This window comes from Hymenobacter duratus, assembly GCF_014698995.1.
Taxonomy (GTDB): Bacteria; Bacteroidota; Bacteroidia; order Cytophagales; family Hymenobacteraceae; genus Hymenobacter; species Hymenobacter duratus.
Window position 1 is genome coordinate 1,240,387 of the sequence record NZ_JACWZZ010000002.1, and the last position, 19,952, is coordinate 1,260,338.

Genomic DNA, 19,952 nt, shown 5'->3' on the forward strand with positions numbered 1-19,952 from the left:
TTTCTGGCCTGAATCAGGTGTTTTCGATGAACAACAAAGATAACGCGACCTTTCGCGAACAATACGGCCGCCGGCTGGCCACCCAACTCTGCGACCAGCACTTCGGCGCCCGCCCCACTGCCACCCTCGATGGGCCGGCAGTGCTACGCTTCACGCCCATCCGGCAGGTAAATCTGTTTGTGGTGCAGCAGCTTCTGGCGCAGTGGACCCAGGAAATGGCCCGCCTACGCAGCCCCTACTTCGATTTCGAGGCCGAAGACGTGCGCCAGTCCCTCACGCAGTTTATGAATGTGCTGTCGCGCCGTATCAAGCTGGCGCGCCCCACTTTCGAACCGTTGCTGGCCCGCGCCATCACCGACACACTGGCTATTCCGCTGGACCCGGCCACTACATTCGAGCAGAAGCTACTGGGCACACTGGCTACAGCCACACCCGAGCAGCTGCGCGACGCGTTGCGCTATCTGGATGTGGACAAAGTTTTTTATCAGGATTTTCTGGAGTCGCTGCCCGCGGGCACCGCGCAGCCCCAGGAAGCGCTGCTGAAGCGGTTTGCGCTTTACCAGGAGGCGAACTACAAGCATCACGAGCCCCTGGCCAAGCTGGTGGAAGAGTTTAACGCGCTGCTGCCGCTGACCGAAGACAAGTTGCAAGGCACGGTGCCGGCAGTTACCGCTCCACCGGTGGTAGCTGCTCCTACTCCGTCTACCCCATCTCCGATCCCGGCACCGCCCGCTCCGCCTGTGGTACCCCAGCCGGTTCCGCAGGCAGCACCAGCAGTAGCGCATGCACCAGAAACAGCAACTGCAGCCAGGCCCCAAGTGGCGGCTCCTGCTGCCGTAGCGGTAGCGACTGTGCCCGTCAGCAGCAACACGGAAACCGCAGCTATACCTCTCTACGAAAAGCTCAAGGCCGGCCAGCCGGCAACGGCTCCTCTCAGCGAAACGCTGCGCCCTGAGCGCGCCGCCTCTACTCTGGCGGATCAGGCACCCAAAGTCGAAACCCTGCGCGAGGCTATTTCCATCAACCAGCGTTTCAGCTTCATCAACGAGCTGTTCAGTGGCGAAAACATGGAGTACCACGCCGCTATTCAGCACCTAGACACGCTGCCCGACGCCGACACGGCCAAAAGCTACGTCACGCAGGACCTGGCCGGCAAGCACGATTGGAGCCGCAAAGACGAGCACGTCGCTAAGCTGCTGAAGCTGATTGACCGCAAATTCGCCTGATTTCTACCGCCGGCGCGTCATGCGGAACGAAGCGGAAGGAGTAGACTGGCAATGCCCTGGCAGTCTACTCCTTCCGCTTCGTTCCGCATGACGTTTTCTACCCCTTCGATGCCTGACGTTTCCTTCCTCACTTCCCGCTGGCGGCGGTGGCTCCTAGTGTATCTGCTGGCGCTGGGCGTACTGGCCGGCCCGGCCTATACCATGTACGTGCACTACGACTTCTCTCACTCACTCGATACGCGCAGCTACCTGAGCATGGCACGGGGCGAGTTTGAGGGCGTAAGCATCACGCGCCGCTACCGGGTGCTGGTGCCGGCCGCGGCGGCCGTAGTGGCCTGGCCGCTGGAACAGGCCTATGCCCGCGTCTGGCCGCAGCGCGCCACCTCCGACTGGCCGCTACGGCTGGCGTTTTATGTAGTGAATATGGCGCTACTGGCGGCAACGGGCGTGGTTCTGTTTGAGACATGCCGGCTTTATGGGGCCACACTGGCTGCAGCGGCGTTGGCGGTAGTGGCGGTGCTGTGCAGCCGCTGGGCCGTGTACACTGCCGGCCTGCCTCTCGTAGACAGCCTGTATCTGCTGGTTTTCGCGCTGGCCTTCTATGCGCCGCGCGCCGGCTCCGGTGTAGCTCTGGTGGCCGTGCTGGTGATGGGCCCGCAGGCAAAGGAGTCATTTGTGTTTCTGGTGCCGTGGCTGCTGCTGTTTGGCAGGCCGGCGCTGGGTTGGGCCCGGCAGTTGGGCTGGCTGGTGTTGGGCGGCGCGCTGGCCATGGGCGTGCGCTACTGGATTGATGCCCGCATCGGCGCACCGCCGGCCGAGAGTGTGAGCAATGCGCTGGACCATGTGCATAACATCACCTACTCGCTCCGGCGACTGTTTTCGGTGAAGGGGGCCGGCGAAATCTTCAGCATTTTCGGGTTCTTCTGGCTGGCGCTGCTGGCTGGCTGGCGCGGTGGCGCCACCGCCCGTCGGCAATGGCTGCAGCCTGTCGGTTGGGCGGGGGCTGGGCTGATGGCCGTGGTTGTGGTACACATGCTGCTGTCCGGCGACCTGGGCCGCATGGGCTACTTAGGCGCACCGGTTTTTGCGGTGGCCTTCTCGCTGGTACTCACCCAAAAGCCGTGGCTGAAGCAACAGCAGCCGTAGTCTGCTAGCGGATTTCCGTGAGATAGACAGGCCCGAAAAACGTGGGAAACGAGTCGGTGCGCACCAGGTGAAAGCCGTGAAGCAGCCGGAGGTGCGCTTCGTCGCCGCCCTGCGTGAGGCGCGCCCGGTCCAGGAGCTGTGGGCCACCCAGCGCGTCGGTGTACACGTGTTGCCCGGCTGCCCGGCGCGCCTTCAGCCACGCCCGAAACTTCTCCGGCGACTGGCCCGGTTGCTGCACCAGCAGCGCCGGAGCCGATAAAATGGTAGGTGGCCCTATTAGCTGGCCGGTGCGGTAGTGTAGCTGGTTCAGCACCAGATTGGGGTCGGAGAGCAGCCACAACGCCGTAGGCTCCTGCGCGGTACGGGCCAGTAGGGAGGCCATGTTGGTGAGGCGTAACCAGCGGAGCGGCACCAGCCCAAACGTGAGGTTCCAGAGCAGCAGCGCGGTACCAGCCAGGGCCAGCGGCTGGGCTGGCCAGGGCCGTTGAATCAGCAGCAGGGCCAGCAACGGCGGTAGCATGACCATAAACTCAGCATTGCCGGCCGCCCACGCAGCACAGGCAAGCTGCAGCACCAGAATAAGCAGATGCACGTTGAAAAACAGCTGCTTGTCCCTGCCTGCCACTCCGGCAGGTGCAGCGGCAGGTACAATCAGGGGTGCTGGCTCAGTCTTGCGCTTTGCTTTCCACCAATACCAGCCGGCATAAACCATCACGCCAGCGCACAGCAACCCTACAGCACTTAGGGCGGGCCAGCGTCGCAACAGGCTCAGGGTAGTGCCGTGCAGCTGTCCAAATGTGCGGACCAGGCTTATGGCGGTAAGCAGCAGCGTACGGCCCGAAAGCGGCGCGCCTGCATGGCCATGGTACAGCTCGTAAAAGACAAAGCGCCACAAGGACTCCGGCGTGAAGGGCAGGCTCCAGGCAGGAAGCGCGGCCGCATAGGCCATCGGTACCAGCAGCGCCGGCAACGCATAAAGCCCGGCAACTTTCCAGCGTCCACTCTGTCTTGACATGAGAATGCCCAGTAGCAGCCCTACTCCCCAGAATGCATGAATCTGGTGCAGCAGCGCGGCGGCGGCGGCCCAGGCTCCAGCCGCCACCCAACTCTGGGTGCCGCCCTGCCCGCTTAGCCCCCGCCACCAGCTGCGGCTGGCCAGCAACGAGAGCAGCAGCGGCAGCACGTAGGTTTCGTTTTCGGTGGCAAAGCGCAGCATTCCGAAGCTACTGCCCGCTACCAGCAGCCAGCCGGCCACCGGAGCCATTGGCCCACCGACGCGGCGCAACAGGTCGCGTAGTACCAGCAGGCAGCCCCCAAAGGACAGGGCGTTCATCACCTTTAGGCCCGCCAGCGTGTCGACGGAATCAGGCAGCAGGTGCATCCAGAGCCAGCCCACCGCATTATAGAGCAAATGGTGCGGCAACAGCAATTCGTGGCCGTGGCGGACGCAGGCGGCGTAATACCAAGCATCGGGCGTTGAGTTTTGGGTAGGCAGCAGCAGCGCCACGGCCGTCAGCAACACCACAACAGCCCATTCAGCGCGAGCCGGACGGAAGACAGAAACAGGCGGAGCAGTAGTCAAGACGAAGGAGCAGAAGCACAAATATGCGCTTCTATCTACTTAGTACCGTTCCAAATCCTGCTTACGATAGGCATCAATGCCCAGCAGAATGAACAGCAGAATGGTAAACGACCAGAGCGACGACCCGCCGTAGCTGAACAACGGCAGCGGAATACCGACCACCGGGGCCAGCCCAATGGTCATGCCGATGTTGATGGCGAAGTGGAAAAACAGGATGCTGGCCACGCAGTAGCCGTAGGTGCGCCCAAATACCGATTTCTGGCGCTCCGCCACGTACAGCACCCGGCCCAGCAGCGCCATGAACAGCACAATCACGCCGGTAGTACCAAGCCAGCCCCATTCCTCCCCAATGGTACAGAAGATGAAGTCGGTACTTTGGGCTGGCACAAAATCGAACTTAGTCTGGGTGCCCTGCAAGAAGCCTTTGCCGGTGAAACCACCCGAGCCAATGGCAATCTTGGACTGCGTCACGTTCCAGCCTACACCCAGCGGGTCGGCGGAAGGGTTGATGAGCACTTCGATACGTTTGCGCTGGTGGGGCTGCAGCACGTTGTTGAAGAAAAAATCTACCCCGAACACCATTCCGATTACCACAGCCCACACGCTTAATGACACCGGCAAATGGTGGCGCATCACCTTCGGATTGAAGACGAAGACCAAGCCCAGAATCACCGTAAAAACTCCTATCAGCCACACTTTAGGCACCAGTAACGCCAGAATCAGGATGATAGCGGCAGCCGCCAGAATCACCAGAATCAGCGGCGACATACCTTCCCGGAAGTAGGCCAGCAGGAAAGCAGCAAACACCAGTGCCTGCCCGGTTTCGTTGGCAGCCAGAATCAGCAGCGGGGGCAGCAGCGTGAGGCCCGCTAGCACGGCCTGGTCGCGGAAGTTCTGCTGGCGCAGGTTGATGCTGGCCATGTAACGCGACACGGCCAAGGCGGTGACAAACTTAGCAAACTCGGCGGGCTGCAGCCGCATTGGCCCCAGCTCAAGCCAGGAGCGCGACCCGCCAATAGGACGCGCAATGAATGGCGTGATAATGAGCAGCAGAATCATGCCACCATAGAGCACAAACGCAAACGTGTCGTAGGCCTTGTAGTCAATAACAAGCAGCATTACGATGAGCACTACGGCGGTACCAATCCAGAGAATCTGCTTGAACCAGTCATAGACCATCAGCTCCTGAAAGCTCAGATTGCCGAACAAGCTGCCATTGGTCGGTGCATCGGGCGTGTAGCTGGCCGCGTACACGCTCACCCAGCCCAGCAGCACCATCAGGAAATAGATTCCGACAGTCACCCAGTCGACGCTACGCGAATATCTTGCTGGTGAGGAGGCCATGGTTGAAAGAAGAAGCTACTCTATTGGTAAGCAGGTGGAAGTAGTGGTTTCCTTCGGCAGAAAGGTTTCTACTGTCTCAGGATGTTTGTTCAGGCGCCAACAGGGCCTTATCGTTTGCGGATAAATTGCTCGGCTGGCCCTTGGAGCCAGTTTTCCCAGCGTTTGCGCCAGGGCGCAATGTCGCCGCGCAGGTATTTCTCAATCATCAGAGAAGCCAACGGGGCCGCCGATGAGCCACCAAAACCGGCATTTTCGATGAACACAACAATGGCAATCTTGGGGTCTTCGGCCGGGGCAAAAGCCGCGAAGGTGGCGTGGTCGGCACCGTGACGGTTCTGTACTGTGCCGGTTTTGCCCGCCACCGAAATGCCTACGTCCAGCAAAGACGCGTTGCTGCCGGTACCGCCGCGGCCATCTACCACCTGCTGCATGCCCGGGATAATCGTTTCGAAATACTTCGGGTCTACCACCGTCACATGCCGTTCCCGGAATTGTGGCAGCGGCCCGCCGTTCCCGATTCCCTTCACAAAATGGGGCGTGTAGTAATAGCCACGGTTGGCGATGGTTGCCATGACGTTGGCCATCTGTAGGCCGGTAATACCCATTTCGCCCTGCCCGATGGACAGGGAATAGATGGTCCGAAAGTTCCAGCGGTGAAATCCGTAGGCCTTATCGTAGAAGTCTGATGTTGGAATCAGGCCCTTTTTCTCCTGCGAAATATCGACGCCCAGCTTTTCGCCCAGCCCGAAGGTCATCACCTGCCGCCGCCACTCGCTGTAGCCCAGGCGGGCATCCTCGAAGCGGTTGGTGGAACGCCCGCGCAGTACGGCCGTGCGCATCACCTGGTAGAAATAGGGGTTGCAGCTGTTTTTGATGGCAATACTGACGTTGTAGGGGTGCTCGTGGCGGTGGGTGCAGCGCACTAGCTTCCAGTTGCAGTCGAAGCTGGTCTGGGGGGTCACAACGCCCATTTGCAGCGCTACCAGCTCGTTTACCAGCTTAAATACCGAGCCCGGCGGGTAAGTGGCCATCAGTGGGCGGTTGAAGAGCGGCTTGGCCGTGTCTTGGAGTAATTCCATGTAGCGGTTGCCCATGCCCTTGCCCGTCAGCACCGACGGCTCGAAGCCCGGCGCCGATACCATGGCCAGAATTTCGCCGGTTTTGGGGTCGAGGGCTACAATGGAGCCGCGCTTGTTGCGCATCAGCATCTCACCGTATTTCTGCAGCTCAATGTCGATGCTGGTGTGCAAATCCTGCCCGGCCACCGACAGCGTATCGTATTCGCCGTCGCGGAACGAGCCTTTTTCGATGCCGCGCACATTGACCATACGGTACTGCACGCCGCGCTTGCCCATCAGCTGCTGCTCGTAGAAGGATTCCAGCCCCGAAATACCCAAAAAGTCGCCCGGCAGATACTTGGCGTATTTCTCCTTCTCCAGGAAAGCCGGCGTGATGGCGCCTACATACCCCAGCGCGTGGGCCATGTTCTCGGTGCGGTAGGAGCGCGCCATCCGGGCTTTGATACTGAAGCCGGGAAAGTCGATGAGGTTGTCCTGGATAGCAGCCAACTCGGGGGTGCTCAGGTTCTGGACCAGCGGCGAGGCCTTGACGCGGGAGTAGGCACGGGCCGTTTTCAACGATTCGCGCACTTCTTCCAGCGGCAATTGCAGCAGCTGACAGAAGCGCACCGTATCGAGCTGCTTTACTTCGCGCGGCACCACCATCAGGTCGTAGACGGGCGTGTTCTGCACCAGCAACTGGCCTTTGCGGTCATAGATCAGGCCCCGATAGGGCACCTGCACGATGCGCTGCAGCGTGTTGCGGTCGGCGGCCAGTTTGTAGCTGCCGTCGAGCACCTGAATGTAGAAAAGCCGGGCTCCGAAGGTGAGAGCTACAGCCAGAAAAATAGCCGCCACCACAAACCGGCGTCCTTCGAGATATTGCAAAGCGTGTGTTCTGAAAGAAAAGCACTTGCGGCCCTATGGCCGGATTCACAAAGGTACGGCCCGGCAGTCTTACTACCAGCTATATAGCCGCGCTATCCGGAACCGGTTTCCAGGACGGTCGGTGCTTAGCGGTTCCGTCTTTTGGTGGGGAAGAAAATGAGCTGGATAATCAGCAGCGTGAGTCCTGTGAATAGCGTGCTGACCACTATTTTGACCAGCGTAAGTCCAAACGCCTGAAAGCTGCCCAGCTCCAGCAGAAAAAATGCGGTGTGGTGCAGCCCGATCAGCAATGCCATGTATACCACAAACCACTGCCCGCCCATCTGGTGCACGTTCACCGAGTCCTGGGTTTCGTAGCCGTCGCGCGGCGTGAGCAGGCGCAACACCCACGGCCGCAGGTAGCAGAGCAGCACGGCCGCAGCCGCGTGCACCCCGCCCGTGTCGTAAAAAATATCCATCAGCAGGCCCGTCACGAAGCCCAGCACCAACTGCAGCACAATAGGCGTGCCGATGGGCAGAAACAGCAAAAAGCCCAGGTAGAAGAAACACCAGCCTAAATCAAACAGGGCCAGCTTACTCACCAGGAGCATGTGCACGGCCATGTAGAACACAAAGCGCAGCAGCTGAATCAGCAGCATTCCTACTCCTTTCATGGCCGCTCCTCCCCTTCTGGCTTCATGCCGGCTTTTGCCTCCAGCGTGTCGCGCTCCACTTTCGGGCGCGGATTCACAACGTACACGTAAGTCAGTTTTGAGAAGTCGACGGACAGCCGCACCCGCACCGTCCAGAAGTTCTTGTCGGCTTCCTTCACAAACGAGTCGATGGTACCGATGATGACGCCCTCCGGAAACAGCGCATTGTAGCCCGAAGTAACAATAGTGTCGCCGCGCACGAGTTTGTTCTGACGCGGAATGTAGTCGAGCAGTGCGTGCGTGAAGTCGTCGCCGGGCCACTTAATACTGCCGAAAGTGCCGTCGCGCTTGATCTTGGCCGATATCGACGTTTTGGAGTGCAGCACCGACGTGACGGTAGCGTAGTGCTCGCTGGCCACTTTCACCCGGCCTACCACACCTGCTGCCGCCAGCACGCCCATACCCGGCCGGATACCCTGTTGGGTGCCAACATTCAGCGTGAGGTAGTTATCCACACGTCGCAGTGAGTTATTCACAACCCGCGCCGGAATGAGCGGATAATCCGGGTCACGGGTGGGCAGCGTGCGCAGGCCCAGCAGCAGCGAATCGGGGTGCGGGAGGCGTGCCATACGGGCCCGCGACGTGCTATCCTGAGGCACGGGTAGGCTGTCGGCCTCGCGGCGGCTTAGGTCGGCGCGGTAAAGCTGCTGGCGTAGCAGAGCGTTTTCCTGCACCAAGCCTTGGTTGATGCTGACAAGGCGGAAGTAGTCAAAAATCTGCGTCCGCACGTCCAGAATCTGGCCTACGTAAGCATTCGATGAGTTGAAAAATGCCGCCCGCTGGTAGGTGCTGTTGCGCACCAGCAAGTACAAGCTCGCTACTTCCAGCAACGCAAACACGAGCATACCCCGGTAGCGAAACAGAAAAGCGAAGAGGTTACTCATGAATCAAGTACGCATGAGGAACGAACAGGAGGAACAGAGAATCGGCCGTTGCGAAATTCTCTGTTCCTCCTGTTCGTTCCTCAGTAGATTACGTCAGCAGAACGCTGCGGAAGGCCTGAATATTCTTGATGGCGGCACCCGTACCGCGCACTACCGCCCGCAAAGGGTCTTCGGCAATGTGAATGGGCAGCTTCGTTTTGGCGGCCAGCCGCTTGTCGAGGCCACGCAGCAGCGCCCCGCCACCGGTCAGGTGAATGCCATTTTCGTAGATATCGGCCGACAGCTCGGGTGGCGAGATTTCCAGCGCTTTCAGTACGGCTTCCTCAATCTTGGCCACCGACTTGTCGAGGGCAATAGCAATTTCGGAAGAAGTCACCTTGATAACCTTCGGAATGCCGGTCATCAGGTCGCGGCCACGCACCTCGAAATCGGGCGGCGTTACGTCCAGCTCGGTCAGGGCCGCGCCTACTTCAATCTTGATGCGCTCCGCGGAACGCTCCCCGATCAGCAGGTTGTGCTGGCGGCGCATGTAGTCGAGAATGTCCTGGTTGAACACGTCGCCAGCCGTTTTGATGGACTGGTCGCAGACGATGCCTGACAGGGCAATTACCGCAATTTCGGTGGTCCCGCCCCCGATGTCGATAATCATGGAGCCCACGGGCTGCTCCACGTCGATACCGATACCAATGGCCGCGGCCATCGGCTCCTGAATCATCCAGACTTCTTTGGCCCCGGCGTGTTCAGCGGAGTCACGCACAGCGCGCTTCTCTACTTCCGTAATGCCTGACGGAATGCAGATGACCATACGGTGCGACGGCTGAAACAGCCGGGTCCGCGTGTCAATCATCTTAATCATGCCCTTAATCATCTCCTCGGCGGCATGGAAGTCGGCAATTACGCCGTCTTTGAGGGGACGAATGGTCTTGATATTGTCGTGGGTCTTTTCGTGCATTTGCTGCGCTTGCCGGCCCACGGCAATTACTTTGTTGGTGGTGCGGTCTTTGGCGATGATGCTCGGCTCGTCCACCACGATTTTATCGTTGTGGATGATGAGCGTGTTGGCCGTTCCCAGGTCGATGGCAATATCGCTGGTGAGGAAATTAAAGAAACCCATTGGCTAACGGCAAGTGAAGGAGTACGGGGCAATTGCACCCGCACAAAAAAGTGGGGCAAAAGTAAGCAAGTTTCAGGGAAGGACGCTGCTGTTGACCTAACTCCTACTACATAATCTTCCCAAAACGGTCACAGGGCTTCCCGAAACGATAACGCCCCGACAGCTGCACACTATCAGGGCGTTACTTAAAAGAGCCACGTTTTGGACAAGTCGAAGAAAAGGGTGTCCGATGCCGCTTTTAATGCCAGAAAGTTGTTAGTGCTTGAAGTGGCGCACCCCGGTCAGGACCATGGCCATGCCCAGGCGGTTACAGGCGTCGATGGAGTCCTGGTCTTTGATGGAACCACCGGGCTGCACCACCGCCCGGATGCCCGCTTCACCGGCAATTTCCACGCAGTCGGGGAAGGGAAAGAAAGCATCGGATGCCATAACCGAGCCCTGCAGGTCGAACCCGAAGCTGCGGGCCTTCTCGATGGCCTGACGCAGCGCATCGACGCGTGAGGTCTGACCCACGCCGGACGCCAGCAGCTGACCGGCCCGCGCCAGCACAATGGTGTTGCTCTTGGTGTGCTTACACACTTTGAGGGCAAACTCCAGCGCTGCCACCTCATCAGCAGTCGGGGCCGACTCCGTAACGGTCCGGAAGTCAGTGGCGGCTTCTACTACTTTGTCGAAGTCCTGCTCAATCACGCCGTTCAGCAATGTTTTCACCTGTTTAGCCGGGAAAGCCACCGGCTTCTGGCGCAGCAGGATGCGGTTTTTCTTGCTCTGCAGAATGGGTAATGCTTCAGCTTCAAACTCCGGCGCAATCAGCACCTCGAAAAACAGCTTGTTCAGTTCTTCAGCAGTAGCCGCGTCTACCGGCTTGTTCACGATGATGACGCCGCCAAACGCCGACACCGGGTCGCAGGCCAGGGCGTTGAGGTAGGCGGTTTGCAGCGTCTCGGCCTGCGCCACGCCGCAGGCGTTGGTGTGCTTGAGGATGGCGCAGGCGGCCGGACCGTTGGCATCGAACTCCTGCATCAACAATACGGCAGCATCCACGTCCACGAGGTTGTTGTAGCTGAGCTGTTTGCCGTGCAGTTGATCGAAAAGGGCGTTTAGGTCGCCGTAGAAAGTACCGGCCTGGTGCGGGTTTTCGCCGTAGCGCAGGGCGGTGGCGGGCTTCTGGCTCACTTTCAGGGCCGCGCCGCTCAGCTCGGTACCCTGGGACATGTACTGGAAAATCTGGGTGTCGTAGTGCGACGTTACCTCGAAGGCGGCGGCCGCGTAGCGGCGGCGGTCTTCCAAGTCGGTGGCGCAGTTTTTCTGCGTCAGCAATTCCGTTACGGCCGCGTATTGGTCGCGGCTGCTGACCACCAGCACGTCGCGGAAGTTTTTGGCGGCGGCGCGCAGCAGCGAAATACCCCCGATATCAATCTTCTCAATAACCTCCTGCTCCGGCACGCCGGAAGCCACGGTTTCTTCGAATGGGTACAGATCCACGATGACCAAGTCGATGGGCGGAATCTGGTGCTGGGTGGCCTCGGTTTGGTCGCCGGCCTCGTGGCGGCGCTGCAGAATACCACCGAACACCTTTGGGTGCAGGGTTTTTACGCGGCCGCCAAATACCTCCGGAAAGCCCGTCAGACTCTCTACAGCCGTTACCTCGGCTCCTTGCTGCTCGATGAACTGCTGCGTGCCGCCAGTGGAATAGATGGTTACGCCGTGAGCTTTCAGCAACGCGACCAAAGGCTCCAGACGGTCTTTGTAATAGACGGAAACGAGGGCGGAACGAATAGGCTGCGACATGGCGACAGGGGTTGGTGAGGGTGTGAAATGCGCCACGAAGGTAGGACGACCAGCGCACCTGCCTATGTTACCGAATTGTTACGTCGCAGAAAAACGGCTGGCAATAACTAGTCCGCCGCAAATGCAGTACTAGTAGTATCCAATCTGTCTGATTATGTCTGCTGCCTTCTCCTCCACTTCTGCTATCGAGCCGGAGTCGGATATACTTGCTTATGCCCCCCCTATTGTACTTCCCCCCGAGCAAGCGGCGGCAGCGCTAGCGCCGAAACTGCTAGCCCATGCCCCGCATTCCGACCATGAGGGCGGCTTTCCAGTACAGGAATTTAGCTGGCTGCGCGAAGCTGGCCTGCTCCAGGCTCCGCTGGAATCAGTCAACACTGGCCTGGCAGCACCCGCGCAGACGTTGAAACTGCTGCAAACCCTGAAGCACATCGGGCGCGGCAACCTGGCAGTGGGGCGCGTGTACGAAGGCCATGTAAACGCGCTGCAGCTATTGCAGCGCTTTGGGCAGCCGGAACAGATCAGCGGCTGGGTGGCTAATGTCCGCGCTGGTCATTTGTTTGGCGTCTGGAACACGGAAGCGCAGGATGGCGTGAAGCTGGAGCCGCTACCCAACGGGCGCTACCGGCTGCAGGGCAGCAAAACATTTGCGTCGGGTGCCGGCCATGTCACGCGCCCGTTGCTGACGGCTGCTTTGCCGGATGGCGGCTGGCAAATGCTCATTCTACCAGCCAATACTCAACAGCCGGCGTTGGATTCCAGCTTCTGGCGGCCACTGGGTATGCGGGCTTCGGCCAGCTTCCGCGTTGATTTTTCAGGGTTGGAAATCAGTGAAGCAGATTTGCTGGGCCAGCCCGGCGACTATTACCGCCAACCGTGGTTCAGTGGCGGCGCCATTCGGTTTGCGGCCGTGCAGATGGGCGGAGCAGAGGCAGTTTTTGACGAAACCCGCCGCTTTCTGCAGGCGCTTGGCCGCACCGATGACCCGTATCAGCGCCAGCGTCTTGGCGAAATGACCCTGCTTATTGAAAGTGGCGCTCTTTGGCTGCGCGGAGCGGCCGACCACGCTTCCCGCCCCGGCGCTGAGTCGGCGGCCGAAGCCACGGTAGCCTATGCTAATATGGTGCGAACTGCCATTGAGGACATATGCCTGCGGGTATTGCAACTGGCCGAGCGAAGCGTAGGAGCCCGTGGCCTGTTGCAGCCGGAGCCCTTCGAGCGGCTACACCGCGACCTGACGCACTACCTGCGCCAGCCGGCCCCCGATGCCGCGCAAGCCGATGCCGGCCGCTTCGCACTGATCCATACTGCGCCTGCTTATCAGCTTTGGAATGCATAAGTCAGAGCCGCTCGATTTCAATGCGCTGCCGGTACGCTCCCCTGAGTTTGCCGCGACGCTGGGTCCTACGGTAGTTATTGTGCCGCATCCGGACGATGAAAGCTTAGGGTGCGGCGGTTTGCTGGCATTGCTGGCTCAGGCGGCACAGCCGGTATGGTGTGTGCTGGTGAGCGACGGGACTATGTCGCACCCTAACTCTGTAAAGTTTCCGCCAGCCGCCCGGCAGGCGTTGCGCGAAACTGAGTTGCAGGATGCTTTGCAGGAGCTAGGTGTAGGCTCGCACTTGCTGCAAATGCTTAACCTACCTGACGGGGCCGTGCCGACTTCTGATACGCCGGCTGGCAGTGCGGCAGCAAAGCAACTGCACAACTTTTTGCGCCAAATAGGTGCTACCACCATCTTGTGCCCCTGGCGCCGCGACCCACACCCTGACCATCGAGCTACCAGTAAGTTGGTACGCGCGGCTTTAGCTCAACTACCGCAGCCGCCTCGCCTGCTCGAATACGTGGTGTGGGCCTGGGAACGCGCCAGCCCGACTGACCTGCCGCAGACGGATGAAGTAGTGGGTTGGCGGCTCGATGTGACACCCGTACTGGCCCGAAAGCAACGTGCCATTGCCGCACACCGCTCCCAGCTGGCTCCGAATATTATTGATGATGACCCGGCGGGATTTGTGCTTTCGGCTGGCATGCTTGCCCACTTTGCCCAGCCCTACGAAGTCTATATGGAAGCCAAAGTGTAGCCTGCTTTGCCGCAATCTGAACCCTACCTTTCTCTATGCTCCATGAATCCGAACCAGCCAAGCACCCTGCCGCCCACCTATTTTGATGATGTATACCGGGCCAACTCTGACCCGTGGAACTTCGAAACCAGCCCTTACGAACGGGCCAAATATGCTGATACCGTTGCGGCGCTACCGGGTGAACTATACGACAGCGGCTTTGAGGTAGGATGCTCTTTGGGGGTGCTGACAGAACAGCTGGCGCCGAAGTGCCGGCATCTGCTGGCCATAGATGTGGCGGAAGCACCTCTCGAACGGGCCCGCCAACGCTGTGCCCAGTTGCCACAGGTAGAGTTTGAGCGCATGATGCTACCCGCGGAGTTTCCAGTCGGCCGGAGCTTCGACCTGATTGTGCTGTCGGAGGTGGGCTACTATTGGGCACTGCCCGACCTGCAACTAGCTTCTGAGAAACTGCTGAACGCCCTGCGGCCGGGCGGCCATCTGCTGCTGGTGCACTGGACACCGCCCGTACATGACTACCCCCTGACCGGTGACGAAGTACACGAGTTTTTTCTGGCGCAGGCTGTTGCTCCGGACAGTCCTCTAAAGCACCTGCACGGCCACCGGGCCGAACAATACCGGCTCGATTTGCTGGCCCGACGCTAAGCTGGGCTGCCGGGCAGTCAGGCTCGTTTCGTGGCGCGAAACCAAGTGGCGCAACTCAGCTATGGCCTTTGGCAAAGGTACCAGGCGCTGCCGCCGCCACCGGGCCCGATGCTGCTGCACCCATTCCCAAAGCGCCCCAAATGAAGCCGCAGCAGCCAGCTGCCGCGACAGCGCCGGCGCAGGCACACTCAGCGCGGCCGCCAGCTGCAGGCACAGCGGCAGTCGCTGTTGGCGGCCGCTATCCTGCAACTGGCTCCATAGGTGGCGCAGCTGCTGCCGGGTTTTCCACTCTACTACGAGGCCAGCACCGCTTTCTACCAGTGGCTCGCGCTGCTGCTGCGCCAGGCTGGCCCACTCGCGCAATTGCCAGGATAGCCCAACTGCCACTCGCCCCTCGTAGCGGGCCGATGTGCTGACCCGAACCTGTGGGCTATGGCGCAACTGAAGGTCGTGGCGGCGCAACGCTTGGTAGAGGGCTTCATCTTCCAGAAAAGGCACTACAGGTAGCCCTCCTACTTGTCGATAAGCAGCAACTGTGAGGGCCAAGCTGGCACCAAAGTGCTGGTGATGGCGCGGCCATGGGTCGGCGGGCTCAGGGTCGAGAAGGGCTTCCAGGCGGGCACGCAACAAGCGGTACAGCGTATCGTGCAGGTGCGTGCGGCGCACTGTGCACCCCGGCGAAAAAGTCGCTTCCGGCAGTATGCGCCCCCCTACCGCGTCGGCTCCTGCTTCAAACTCGGCCAGCATAGCTGCCAGCCAGGTGGCCGCAACACGAGTATCCGCATCTGTGCTGGCGATAATGCCGGCTGGCCCGGCTGTGAGTTCTAGGCGGCGGCAGGCCTCATCCATCAGCAACCGGCGCGCTTTGCCAACGTGTGCTTCGGCGGGCGGCAGGGTGGTTTCGGCTACGTATAGAGCCATGCCAGGGTGGCGAGACGCAAAGGAGCGCACAGTTGCGGCCGTCTGGTCGTGGCAGTTGTTGGCCAGTACCAATACCTCATACTTTCCGTAGCTCAGCGGCTGGCCTTGCAAATCCAACTGCACCGCCAGCGCCGCCAGGGTAGCCGGCAGCTGCGCGGCCTCATCTTTGGCCGGGATGATGACGCTTATTTTCAGGCCGGGGGCAGGTGGCGGCAGGTGCTGCCAGAGCCGGGTGGCTGCAACGGGGGCGGCCGGGTCGCTGTTGGTATAAAAGCGCACAGGAGTAGCGTGGTTCATCTGGCCCTCTTCTACGCGAAAGCCAGCAGGAAGATGAGTTGGAAATGCCTTTTGCAGCCTACAGACGAGCTTTATCACCGCCACCGGGGCCGCTGAGTATACAAAAGCACCACCCAAGGTGGGTGGTGCTTCCGAGTTGCTGGCATTTCTGCCAGCACATGTTAACTGGAAAAAGCGGGCTAGAATGCTTCACCCACAGCGAAGATGATACCGGAGTTGCCACCCGAGCCTACGCCATAATCAAGGCGGATATTGAGCCGGTCGCGGCGGTTGAACCGGAAACGGGCACCCAGGCCACCAGCGAATTTGGTACCATCGAAGGAGTAGTCAGAGAGGTTGTAGCCCACCTGACCAACACCCATGAAAGCGGCAATATCGAAGCGCCAGATAAGCTTCTGGCGGATTTCAGCCTGGAATGTGCTGAACTGCCGGTCGCGGTAGCGGGCTTCATAGATGCCGCGCATCAGGTAGGCACCATTGTAGAGCGAGCCGCCCAGCGTGGCCCCCATACCGCCCAGCTCCCGGAAAGGCACGTTGCCAGAGTGGTACTGCCCCAGAAACTGCAGCGCCAGAATAGTGTTGTTGGTCCCGAACAGCGGATTGAAGTGGCGGGCGTCTATCTGGTAGCGGTTAAACTTGTAGTCGCTGCCGAGGCCGGAACCGTTGAACAGCATGTGGGCATCCACGAAGTTGCCGCGGTAGGTGGCCAGCACATTGTCGCGGCCGTCATAAAGCAGCGCCGGGCCTACACCCGAGCTGATACCGCCGCCCCGCTGGTCTTCCGGGATGGAATAGTAAGGAGCCGTATTACCATCATTGTCCTTCAATTCCACGTCGCCGAGGTTGGTGAAGCGGTAGCGCAGGCCCACAAACAGGTTAGGCACTACCCGGGCCAGTGCCTTCTCGTCGAATACCCACAGCGGGTACTGAATATGCGACTCAATGTCTTTGCTGGTGTTGTTGCCGACGCCGTAGTAGTTGAATGCCAGATCATAATAGCTCAGCTCACCGGAGAAATACAGCTTTTCGCCCGGCGTGAAGATGTTGTGGGTCAGCTGAATGGTAGTCTGCTTTTCCTGAGAGAACCAGGCAATCAGGCGGGCATTGGACTTGCGCACCGTGGTATCCTGCCCGAAACGCCACACCGGCAAAATAGCCGCGCCGGCTGCAAAACCCGTTTCCTGCTGGTAGAACACGATAGGCACCGGAATAAAACTGGGCTTGTCGCTGGGCGCAAACCGGGACTTTTTGGGCTTTCCATCGGTAGTGGTGGCGCTGAGGCCGGGTGCGGGCGCCGTGACTACGGCAGTGGTAGTATCGGGCGTAGGGACTACCTGGGCAGACCCAAGCCGGGCCAGCAAACACAGGGCCAGCGGCGTGTAGAGAAAGCGCATAAAAGGCTTTATAAGAAAGAGGAAGACGAGAGCTGCCCTACTGAAAACAGTCGAGCTGCAGCCCTAATATTCTCCATAACGAAGCGGAGCCTGCTACGGTTTTACCCTATTCCTGCTACCAGCAGCATCGAGAGCACGCCGGCCAGCATAATACCTTTGCACCAGCGACTTAGCTCGGCAAAATGGCGCCGCCGGTCGGCGCGCAGCAGCAGGTGTGCCAGCCACAGCAGCGGCCCGAGCACCAGCACCAGCAGCCAGGCCCCCAGCACCCATCTGCTGTGCACAAACGAGTGCCAGGCTGCTCCTACAACCAAAGACAGCAGGCACGCCAGAAAAAAACCGGCTACCCACTTGCTGCGGGCCACGCCCCACACAATCGGCAGCGTACGGCAGTCGTGTTGCGCGTCGCCGCGCATGTCTTCCACATCCTTTACTATCTCCCGCACCACGGTCAGCAGAAATGCGGCCAGCGCATACACCCACACGCTGCTGGCGCCGGTGCGCAGTTGCAGCTCGGGCAGCAGTACCAGCGCCGCCGTGAGGGTTGCAATGCTGACGTTGCCGACCAGCGCCACCCGCTTGAACCGCACCGAATAGCCCCACAGCAGCAGCGCAGACCCCAGGTTCACGAGGCCCAGCAAAGGCGAAAGCAGGCCACTAATCCCAACGCCTACCCCCGACAACAGCACGTGCGCCAGCATGGCCCGGCGCCGGTTCACGACCCGCCCGACCACCAGTTGCTTCGGCCGGTTGATGGCATCAATCTTTACGTCGTAGTAGTCGTTGATGATGTAGCCGGCGGCGGCCACACACAGCGCCGCCAGCGCCAGGATACCAAACCGGACGCTCCCCAGCGCCGCCATCGGGTTGCCGGGCAACAGCAGGCCCGCGCGCACCAGCACCAGGCACAGCAGCATGATCAGCAGGTTGGGCAGCCGCACCAGCCGGGCAATAGGCGTCAGCCCTACTTCGTGCGGCGGGCCGGCCGGCTCCGGCGGCGTAGCGTCCGGAAAAGAGGTGGCTGATGACGACATAAGGCGGGCACGACTGGCAAAATGGAAACAAAAGCATAACACCACCGCCTGCCCTAACGGAGTCTGCGTGGCGGTGCTACCTGCAAAGGTGCCAAAAAGAAAGCCCCTCCGACGGGGGAGAGGCTTTCTTCGTTCTAAAAAACCGGTAAGTTGAAACTTACACTTTCTTCACGTTTACCGCATTTACGCCCTTGCGGCCTTCCTGCGTCTCAAATTCCACACGGTCATTCTGCTGGACCTGTCCTCCGTTAAGACCGGTAATGTGAACAAAGAAGTCTTCTTTGGTCACATCATCTGTAATGAAGCCGTAGCCCTTCGCCTCATTAAAGAATTTTACGGTTCCTGTTTTCATGAAAAAAAGAAAATGATGAATGGATGAGTGGGTAAATATAGAGGATATTCAGAAAAGTGCAACCTCGCCTAAACCAAGCAGTAACAGCGAAATAAGGCCTCCTAACGGCCACGCTCGCCGGAGTTTACCACGTCTTCTGAACCTTCATCACGGCTTCAATCAACTCGCGTACGGCACCGTGCCCGCCGGGCAGCGACGAGACGTAGGTGCTGATGGCGCGCACATCGTCGGCGGCATCGGCGGGGCAGGCAGCCACGGCGCAGCGGCGCATTACCTCCAGGTCGGGCATGTCGTCGCCCATGTAGGCAATATGCACGGGGTCGAGGCGGTAGGTGTTGACGTAATTATTGAAGATTTTCATCTTGTCGTCAACTCCCAGGTACACGTCGCGGACGTCCAGCGACTCCAGGCGCTTGCGTACCCCCTCTTCCTCACGGCCCGATATAACGGCAACGCGGTAGCCGTGCCGCAGGGCATGCCGGATAGCGTACCCGTCGCGGATATGAAAAGCGCGGGCCTGCTCACCAGAATTGAGGGCCAGCAGCGTGCCATCGGTCAGCACACCGTCTACGTCGAATATAAAGGCCTTAATCCCTGACAAGTCGGGAGTAGCGGGAGAAGAATTCATAGCAATGAGAGAATGGTAGAAGCAGAGCACCAATGCAGCAAAGGACCTGTCCCGGTGCCTGCCCGATGCATATACGAGTCGGGGCAGCGGGCAGATCCTTCGGTAAGGCTACATACGCAAGGTATGTGCGGCTATTTCTGGTTGTCGCGCCACTCGTAGACCCATTTGGCCTGAATCTGCTCCAGATGGCCTTCGTTGGCCTGGTCGCGGGTGCCGGAGAAGTTCGGCAGGGCCAGCACCCACTCCAGCAGCTCGGTGAAACGGATACGGTAGATTTTGGCCTCCGTGAAGTCGTCGCCGAACTTCTCGTACAGGGCCATAGCTACATCCTCATAGTCGTTCCAGTGAATGGGGGGCTCGAAGTGGTTCATAGGGTACTTACTGCTTGTTTGATATACGTCTGTGCCGAGCGGGTTGTTAGTGCAGGGGCCTGGCGCTAGCTGATGTATGGCATCAAACAGCGCAAAGCCTACAGTACACTCGCACTTTTTAGTGGCCCAGGAAATCCTGCGGCGGAACCAGAATAGCCAGATTTTCGCTGGCACCCTGCACTACGCACTGGCAAGCCAGCCGTGAGTTGATACGCGGATTTACGGCCCGGTCAATGAAATCCTCTTCTTTGTCGCTGATTTCAGGCAGTCCGTCTTCGCCCCGCACCACATAGACGTGGCAGGTGCTGCAGCCGCAGACGCCGCCACAGTTGTGCTGAAGCTGAATACCGTTGTTGAGGGCCACGTCCAGCACCGATTCCCCTTCGGCGGCTACGTGCGTCTGGTCGGGCTGGCCGTCCTGGAACTGGAAGGTAATATTGACAGCTTTCACGCAAAAAATCCTCAGCGGAGGTAAAAATGAAGCCACGAAGGTACGCACCCCCG

General features: G+C 59.8%; 19 protein-coding genes. 5 read left to right on the top strand and 14 right to left on the bottom strand.

Annotated features, from left to right (window positions below; translation table 11 throughout):
- Positions 1-26 precede the first annotated feature (26 nt).
- Together IC231_RS13350 and IC231_RS13355 are read left to right on the top strand one after the other, a co-directional pair.
- Positions 27-1,226, top strand: coding sequence for a hypothetical protein (locus IC231_RS13350; RefSeq protein ID WP_190784965.1), 1,200 nt, complete (start codon positions 27-29; stop codon positions 1,224-1,226).
- Between the two features lie 108 nt (positions 1,227-1,334).
- Positions 1,335-2,372: a hypothetical protein gene (locus tag IC231_RS13355; RefSeq protein ID WP_190784966.1), complete on the top strand. Its 1,038-nt coding sequence runs from the start codon at positions 1,335-1,337 to the stop codon at positions 2,370-2,372.
- A 4-nt stretch (positions 2,373-2,376) separates the two neighbouring features.
- On the opposite strand, the gene IC231_RS13360 is transcribed toward IC231_RS13355, so the two are convergent.
- The 7 genes from IC231_RS13360 to purH form a co-directional block, all read right to left on the bottom strand.
- Positions 2,377-3,954 (bottom strand): hypothetical protein, encoded by a 1,578-nt coding sequence (locus tag IC231_RS13360; RefSeq protein WP_190784967.1) that lies wholly within the window; start codon positions 3,952-3,954, stop codon positions 2,377-2,379.
- 39 nt (positions 3,955-3,993) lie between these two features.
- Positions 3,994-5,298 (bottom strand): rod shape-determining protein RodA, encoded by a 1,305-nt coding sequence (gene rodA / locus IC231_RS13365; RefSeq protein WP_185887685.1) that lies wholly within the window; start codon positions 5,296-5,298, stop codon positions 3,994-3,996.
- A gap of 107 nt (positions 5,299-5,405) precedes the next feature.
- Entirely contained in the window at positions 5,406-7,244 is a 1,839-nt protein-coding gene (gene mrdA / locus IC231_RS13370) for a penicillin-binding protein 2 (protein ID WP_190784968.1), read from the bottom strand.
- Positions 7,245-7,369: 125 nt separating this feature from the next.
- Complete coding sequence (locus IC231_RS13375; RefSeq protein WP_211539049.1) at positions 7,370-7,897, bottom strand: hypothetical protein; 528 nt, start codon at positions 7,895-7,897, stop codon at positions 7,370-7,372.
- Positions 7,894-8,820: a rod shape-determining protein MreC gene (mreC, locus tag IC231_RS13380; RefSeq protein ID WP_190784969.1), complete on the bottom strand. Its 927-nt coding sequence runs from the start codon at positions 8,818-8,820 to the stop codon at positions 7,894-7,896. The genes IC231_RS13375 and mreC overlap by 4 nt, the downstream gene beginning before the upstream one ends.
- A gap of 88 nt (positions 8,821-8,908) precedes the next feature.
- Positions 8,909-9,934, bottom strand: a complete 1,026-nt coding sequence (locus tag IC231_RS13385; protein ID WP_044014329.1) for a rod shape-determining protein — start codon at positions 9,932-9,934, stop codon at positions 8,909-8,911.
- A 255-nt stretch (positions 9,935-10,189) separates the two neighbouring features.
- Positions 10,190-11,725: a bifunctional phosphoribosylaminoimidazolecarboxamide formyltransferase/IMP cyclohydrolase gene (purH, locus tag IC231_RS13390; protein ID WP_190784970.1), complete on the bottom strand. Its 1,536-nt coding sequence runs from the start codon at positions 11,723-11,725 to the stop codon at positions 10,190-10,192.
- Positions 11,726-11,879: 154 nt separating this feature from the next.
- Here purH and IC231_RS13395 point away from each other — a divergent pair, with 154 nt between their 5' ends.
- From IC231_RS13395 to IC231_RS13405, 3 genes are read left to right on the top strand one after another with little or no spacing between them, the layout of a single operon-like run.
- A complete protein-coding gene (locus IC231_RS13395) occupies positions 11,880-13,064 on the top strand; it encodes an acyl-CoA dehydrogenase (protein WP_190784971.1) in 1,185 nt (394 codons plus the stop codon).
- Entirely contained in the window at positions 13,057-13,806 is a 750-nt protein-coding gene (locus IC231_RS13400) for a PIG-L deacetylase family protein (protein ID WP_190784972.1), read from the top strand. Before IC231_RS13395 ends, IC231_RS13400 begins: the two co-directional genes overlap by 8 nt.
- Before the next feature lie 42 nt (positions 13,807-13,848).
- Positions 13,849-14,451, top strand: coding sequence for a class I SAM-dependent DNA methyltransferase (locus tag IC231_RS13405; RefSeq protein ID WP_190784973.1), 603 nt, complete (start codon positions 13,849-13,851; stop codon positions 14,449-14,451).
- On the opposite strand, the gene IC231_RS13410 is transcribed toward IC231_RS13405, so the two are convergent.
- The 7 genes from IC231_RS13410 to IC231_RS13440 form a co-directional block, all read right to left on the bottom strand.
- Positions 14,389-15,669 (bottom strand): glycosyltransferase, encoded by a 1,281-nt coding sequence (locus IC231_RS13410; RefSeq protein WP_190784974.1) that lies wholly within the window; start codon positions 15,667-15,669, stop codon positions 14,389-14,391. The two genes, IC231_RS13405 and IC231_RS13410, sit on opposite strands and share 63 nt — an antisense overlap.
- A 179-nt stretch (positions 15,670-15,848) precedes the next feature.
- Positions 15,849-17,063, bottom strand: a complete 1,215-nt coding sequence (locus IC231_RS13415; protein WP_190784975.1) for a BamA/TamA family outer membrane protein — start codon at positions 17,061-17,063, stop codon at positions 15,849-15,851.
- A 101-nt stretch (positions 17,064-17,164) separates the two neighbouring features.
- Positions 17,165-18,097: a geranylgeranylglycerol-phosphate geranylgeranyltransferase gene (locus IC231_RS13420; RefSeq protein WP_190784976.1), complete on the bottom strand. Its 933-nt coding sequence runs from the start codon at positions 18,095-18,097 to the stop codon at positions 17,165-17,167.
- A gap of 157 nt (positions 18,098-18,254) precedes the next feature.
- Positions 18,255-18,449, bottom strand: a complete 195-nt coding sequence (locus IC231_RS13425; protein WP_073284930.1) for a cold-shock protein — start codon at positions 18,447-18,449, stop codon at positions 18,255-18,257.
- A 124-nt stretch (positions 18,450-18,573) separates the two neighbouring features.
- Entirely contained in the window at positions 18,574-19,077 is a 504-nt protein-coding gene (locus tag IC231_RS13430; RefSeq protein WP_190784977.1) for a KdsC family phosphatase, read from the bottom strand.
- A 131-nt stretch (positions 19,078-19,208) separates the two neighbouring features.
- A complete protein-coding gene (iscX, locus tag IC231_RS13435; RefSeq protein WP_190784978.1) occupies positions 19,209-19,448 on the bottom strand; it encodes a Fe-S cluster assembly protein IscX in 240 nt (79 codons plus the stop codon).
- 118 nt (positions 19,449-19,566) lie between these two features.
- Positions 19,567-19,899 (bottom strand): 2Fe-2S iron-sulfur cluster-binding protein, encoded by a 333-nt coding sequence (locus IC231_RS13440; protein ID WP_185887698.1) that lies wholly within the window; start codon positions 19,897-19,899, stop codon positions 19,567-19,569.
- Between the last annotated feature and the right edge of the window lie 53 nt (positions 19,900-19,952).

What these genes read in the sequence shown, in the direction of transcription:
- IC231_RS13350 (WP_190784965.1), top strand. Translation starts at nt 27, where the DNA reads ATGAACAACAAAGATAACGCGACCTTTCGCGAACAATACGGCCGCCGG.
- IC231_RS13355 (WP_190784966.1), top strand. Translation starts at nt 1,335, where the DNA reads ATGCCTGACGTTTCCTTCCTCACTTCCCGCTGGCGGCGGTGGCTCCTA.
- rodA (WP_185887685.1), bottom strand. Translation starts at nt 5,298, where the DNA reads ATGGCCTCCTCACCAGCAAGATATTCGCGTAGCGTCGACTGGGTGACT.
- IC231_RS13375 (WP_211539049.1), bottom strand. Translation starts at nt 7,897, where the DNA reads ATGAAAGGAGTAGGAATGCTGCTGATTCAGCTGCTGCGCTTTGTGTTC.
- mreC (WP_190784969.1), bottom strand. Translation starts at nt 8,820, where the DNA reads ATGAGTAACCTCTTCGCTTTTCTGTTTCGCTACCGGGGTATGCTCGTG.
- IC231_RS13385 (WP_044014329.1), bottom strand. Translation starts at nt 9,934, where the DNA reads ATGGGTTTCTTTAATTTCCTCACCAGCGATATTGCCATCGACCTGGGA.
- purH (WP_190784970.1), bottom strand. Translation starts at nt 11,725, where the DNA reads ATGTCGCAGCCTATTCGTTCCGCCCTCGTTTCCGTCTATTACAAAGAC.
- IC231_RS13395 (WP_190784971.1), top strand. Translation starts at nt 11,880, where the DNA reads ATGTCTGCTGCCTTCTCCTCCACTTCTGCTATCGAGCCGGAGTCGGAT.
- IC231_RS13400 (WP_190784972.1), top strand. Translation starts at nt 13,057, where the DNA reads ATGCATAAGTCAGAGCCGCTCGATTTCAATGCGCTGCCGGTACGCTCC.
- IC231_RS13405 (WP_190784973.1), top strand. Translation starts at nt 13,849, where the DNA reads ATGAATCCGAACCAGCCAAGCACCCTGCCGCCCACCTATTTTGATGAT.
- IC231_RS13410 (WP_190784974.1), bottom strand. Translation starts at nt 15,669, where the DNA reads ATGAACCACGCTACTCCTGTGCGCTTTTATACCAACAGCGACCCGGCC.
- IC231_RS13415 (WP_190784975.1), bottom strand. Translation starts at nt 17,063, where the DNA reads ATGCGCTTTCTCTACACGCCGCTGGCCCTGTGTTTGCTGGCCCGGCTT.
- IC231_RS13420 (WP_190784976.1), bottom strand. Translation starts at nt 18,097, where the DNA reads ATGTCGTCATCAGCCACCTCTTTTCCGGACGCTACGCCGCCGGAGCCG.
- IC231_RS13425 (WP_073284930.1), bottom strand. Translation starts at nt 18,449, where the DNA reads ATGAAAACAGGAACCGTAAAATTCTTTAATGAGGCGAAGGGCTACGGC.
- IC231_RS13430 (WP_190784977.1), bottom strand. Translation starts at nt 19,077, where the DNA reads ATGAATTCTTCTCCCGCTACTCCCGACTTGTCAGGGATTAAGGCCTTT.
- iscX (WP_190784978.1), bottom strand. Translation starts at nt 19,448, where the DNA reads ATGAACCACTTCGAGCCCCCCATTCACTGGAACGACTATGAGGATGTA.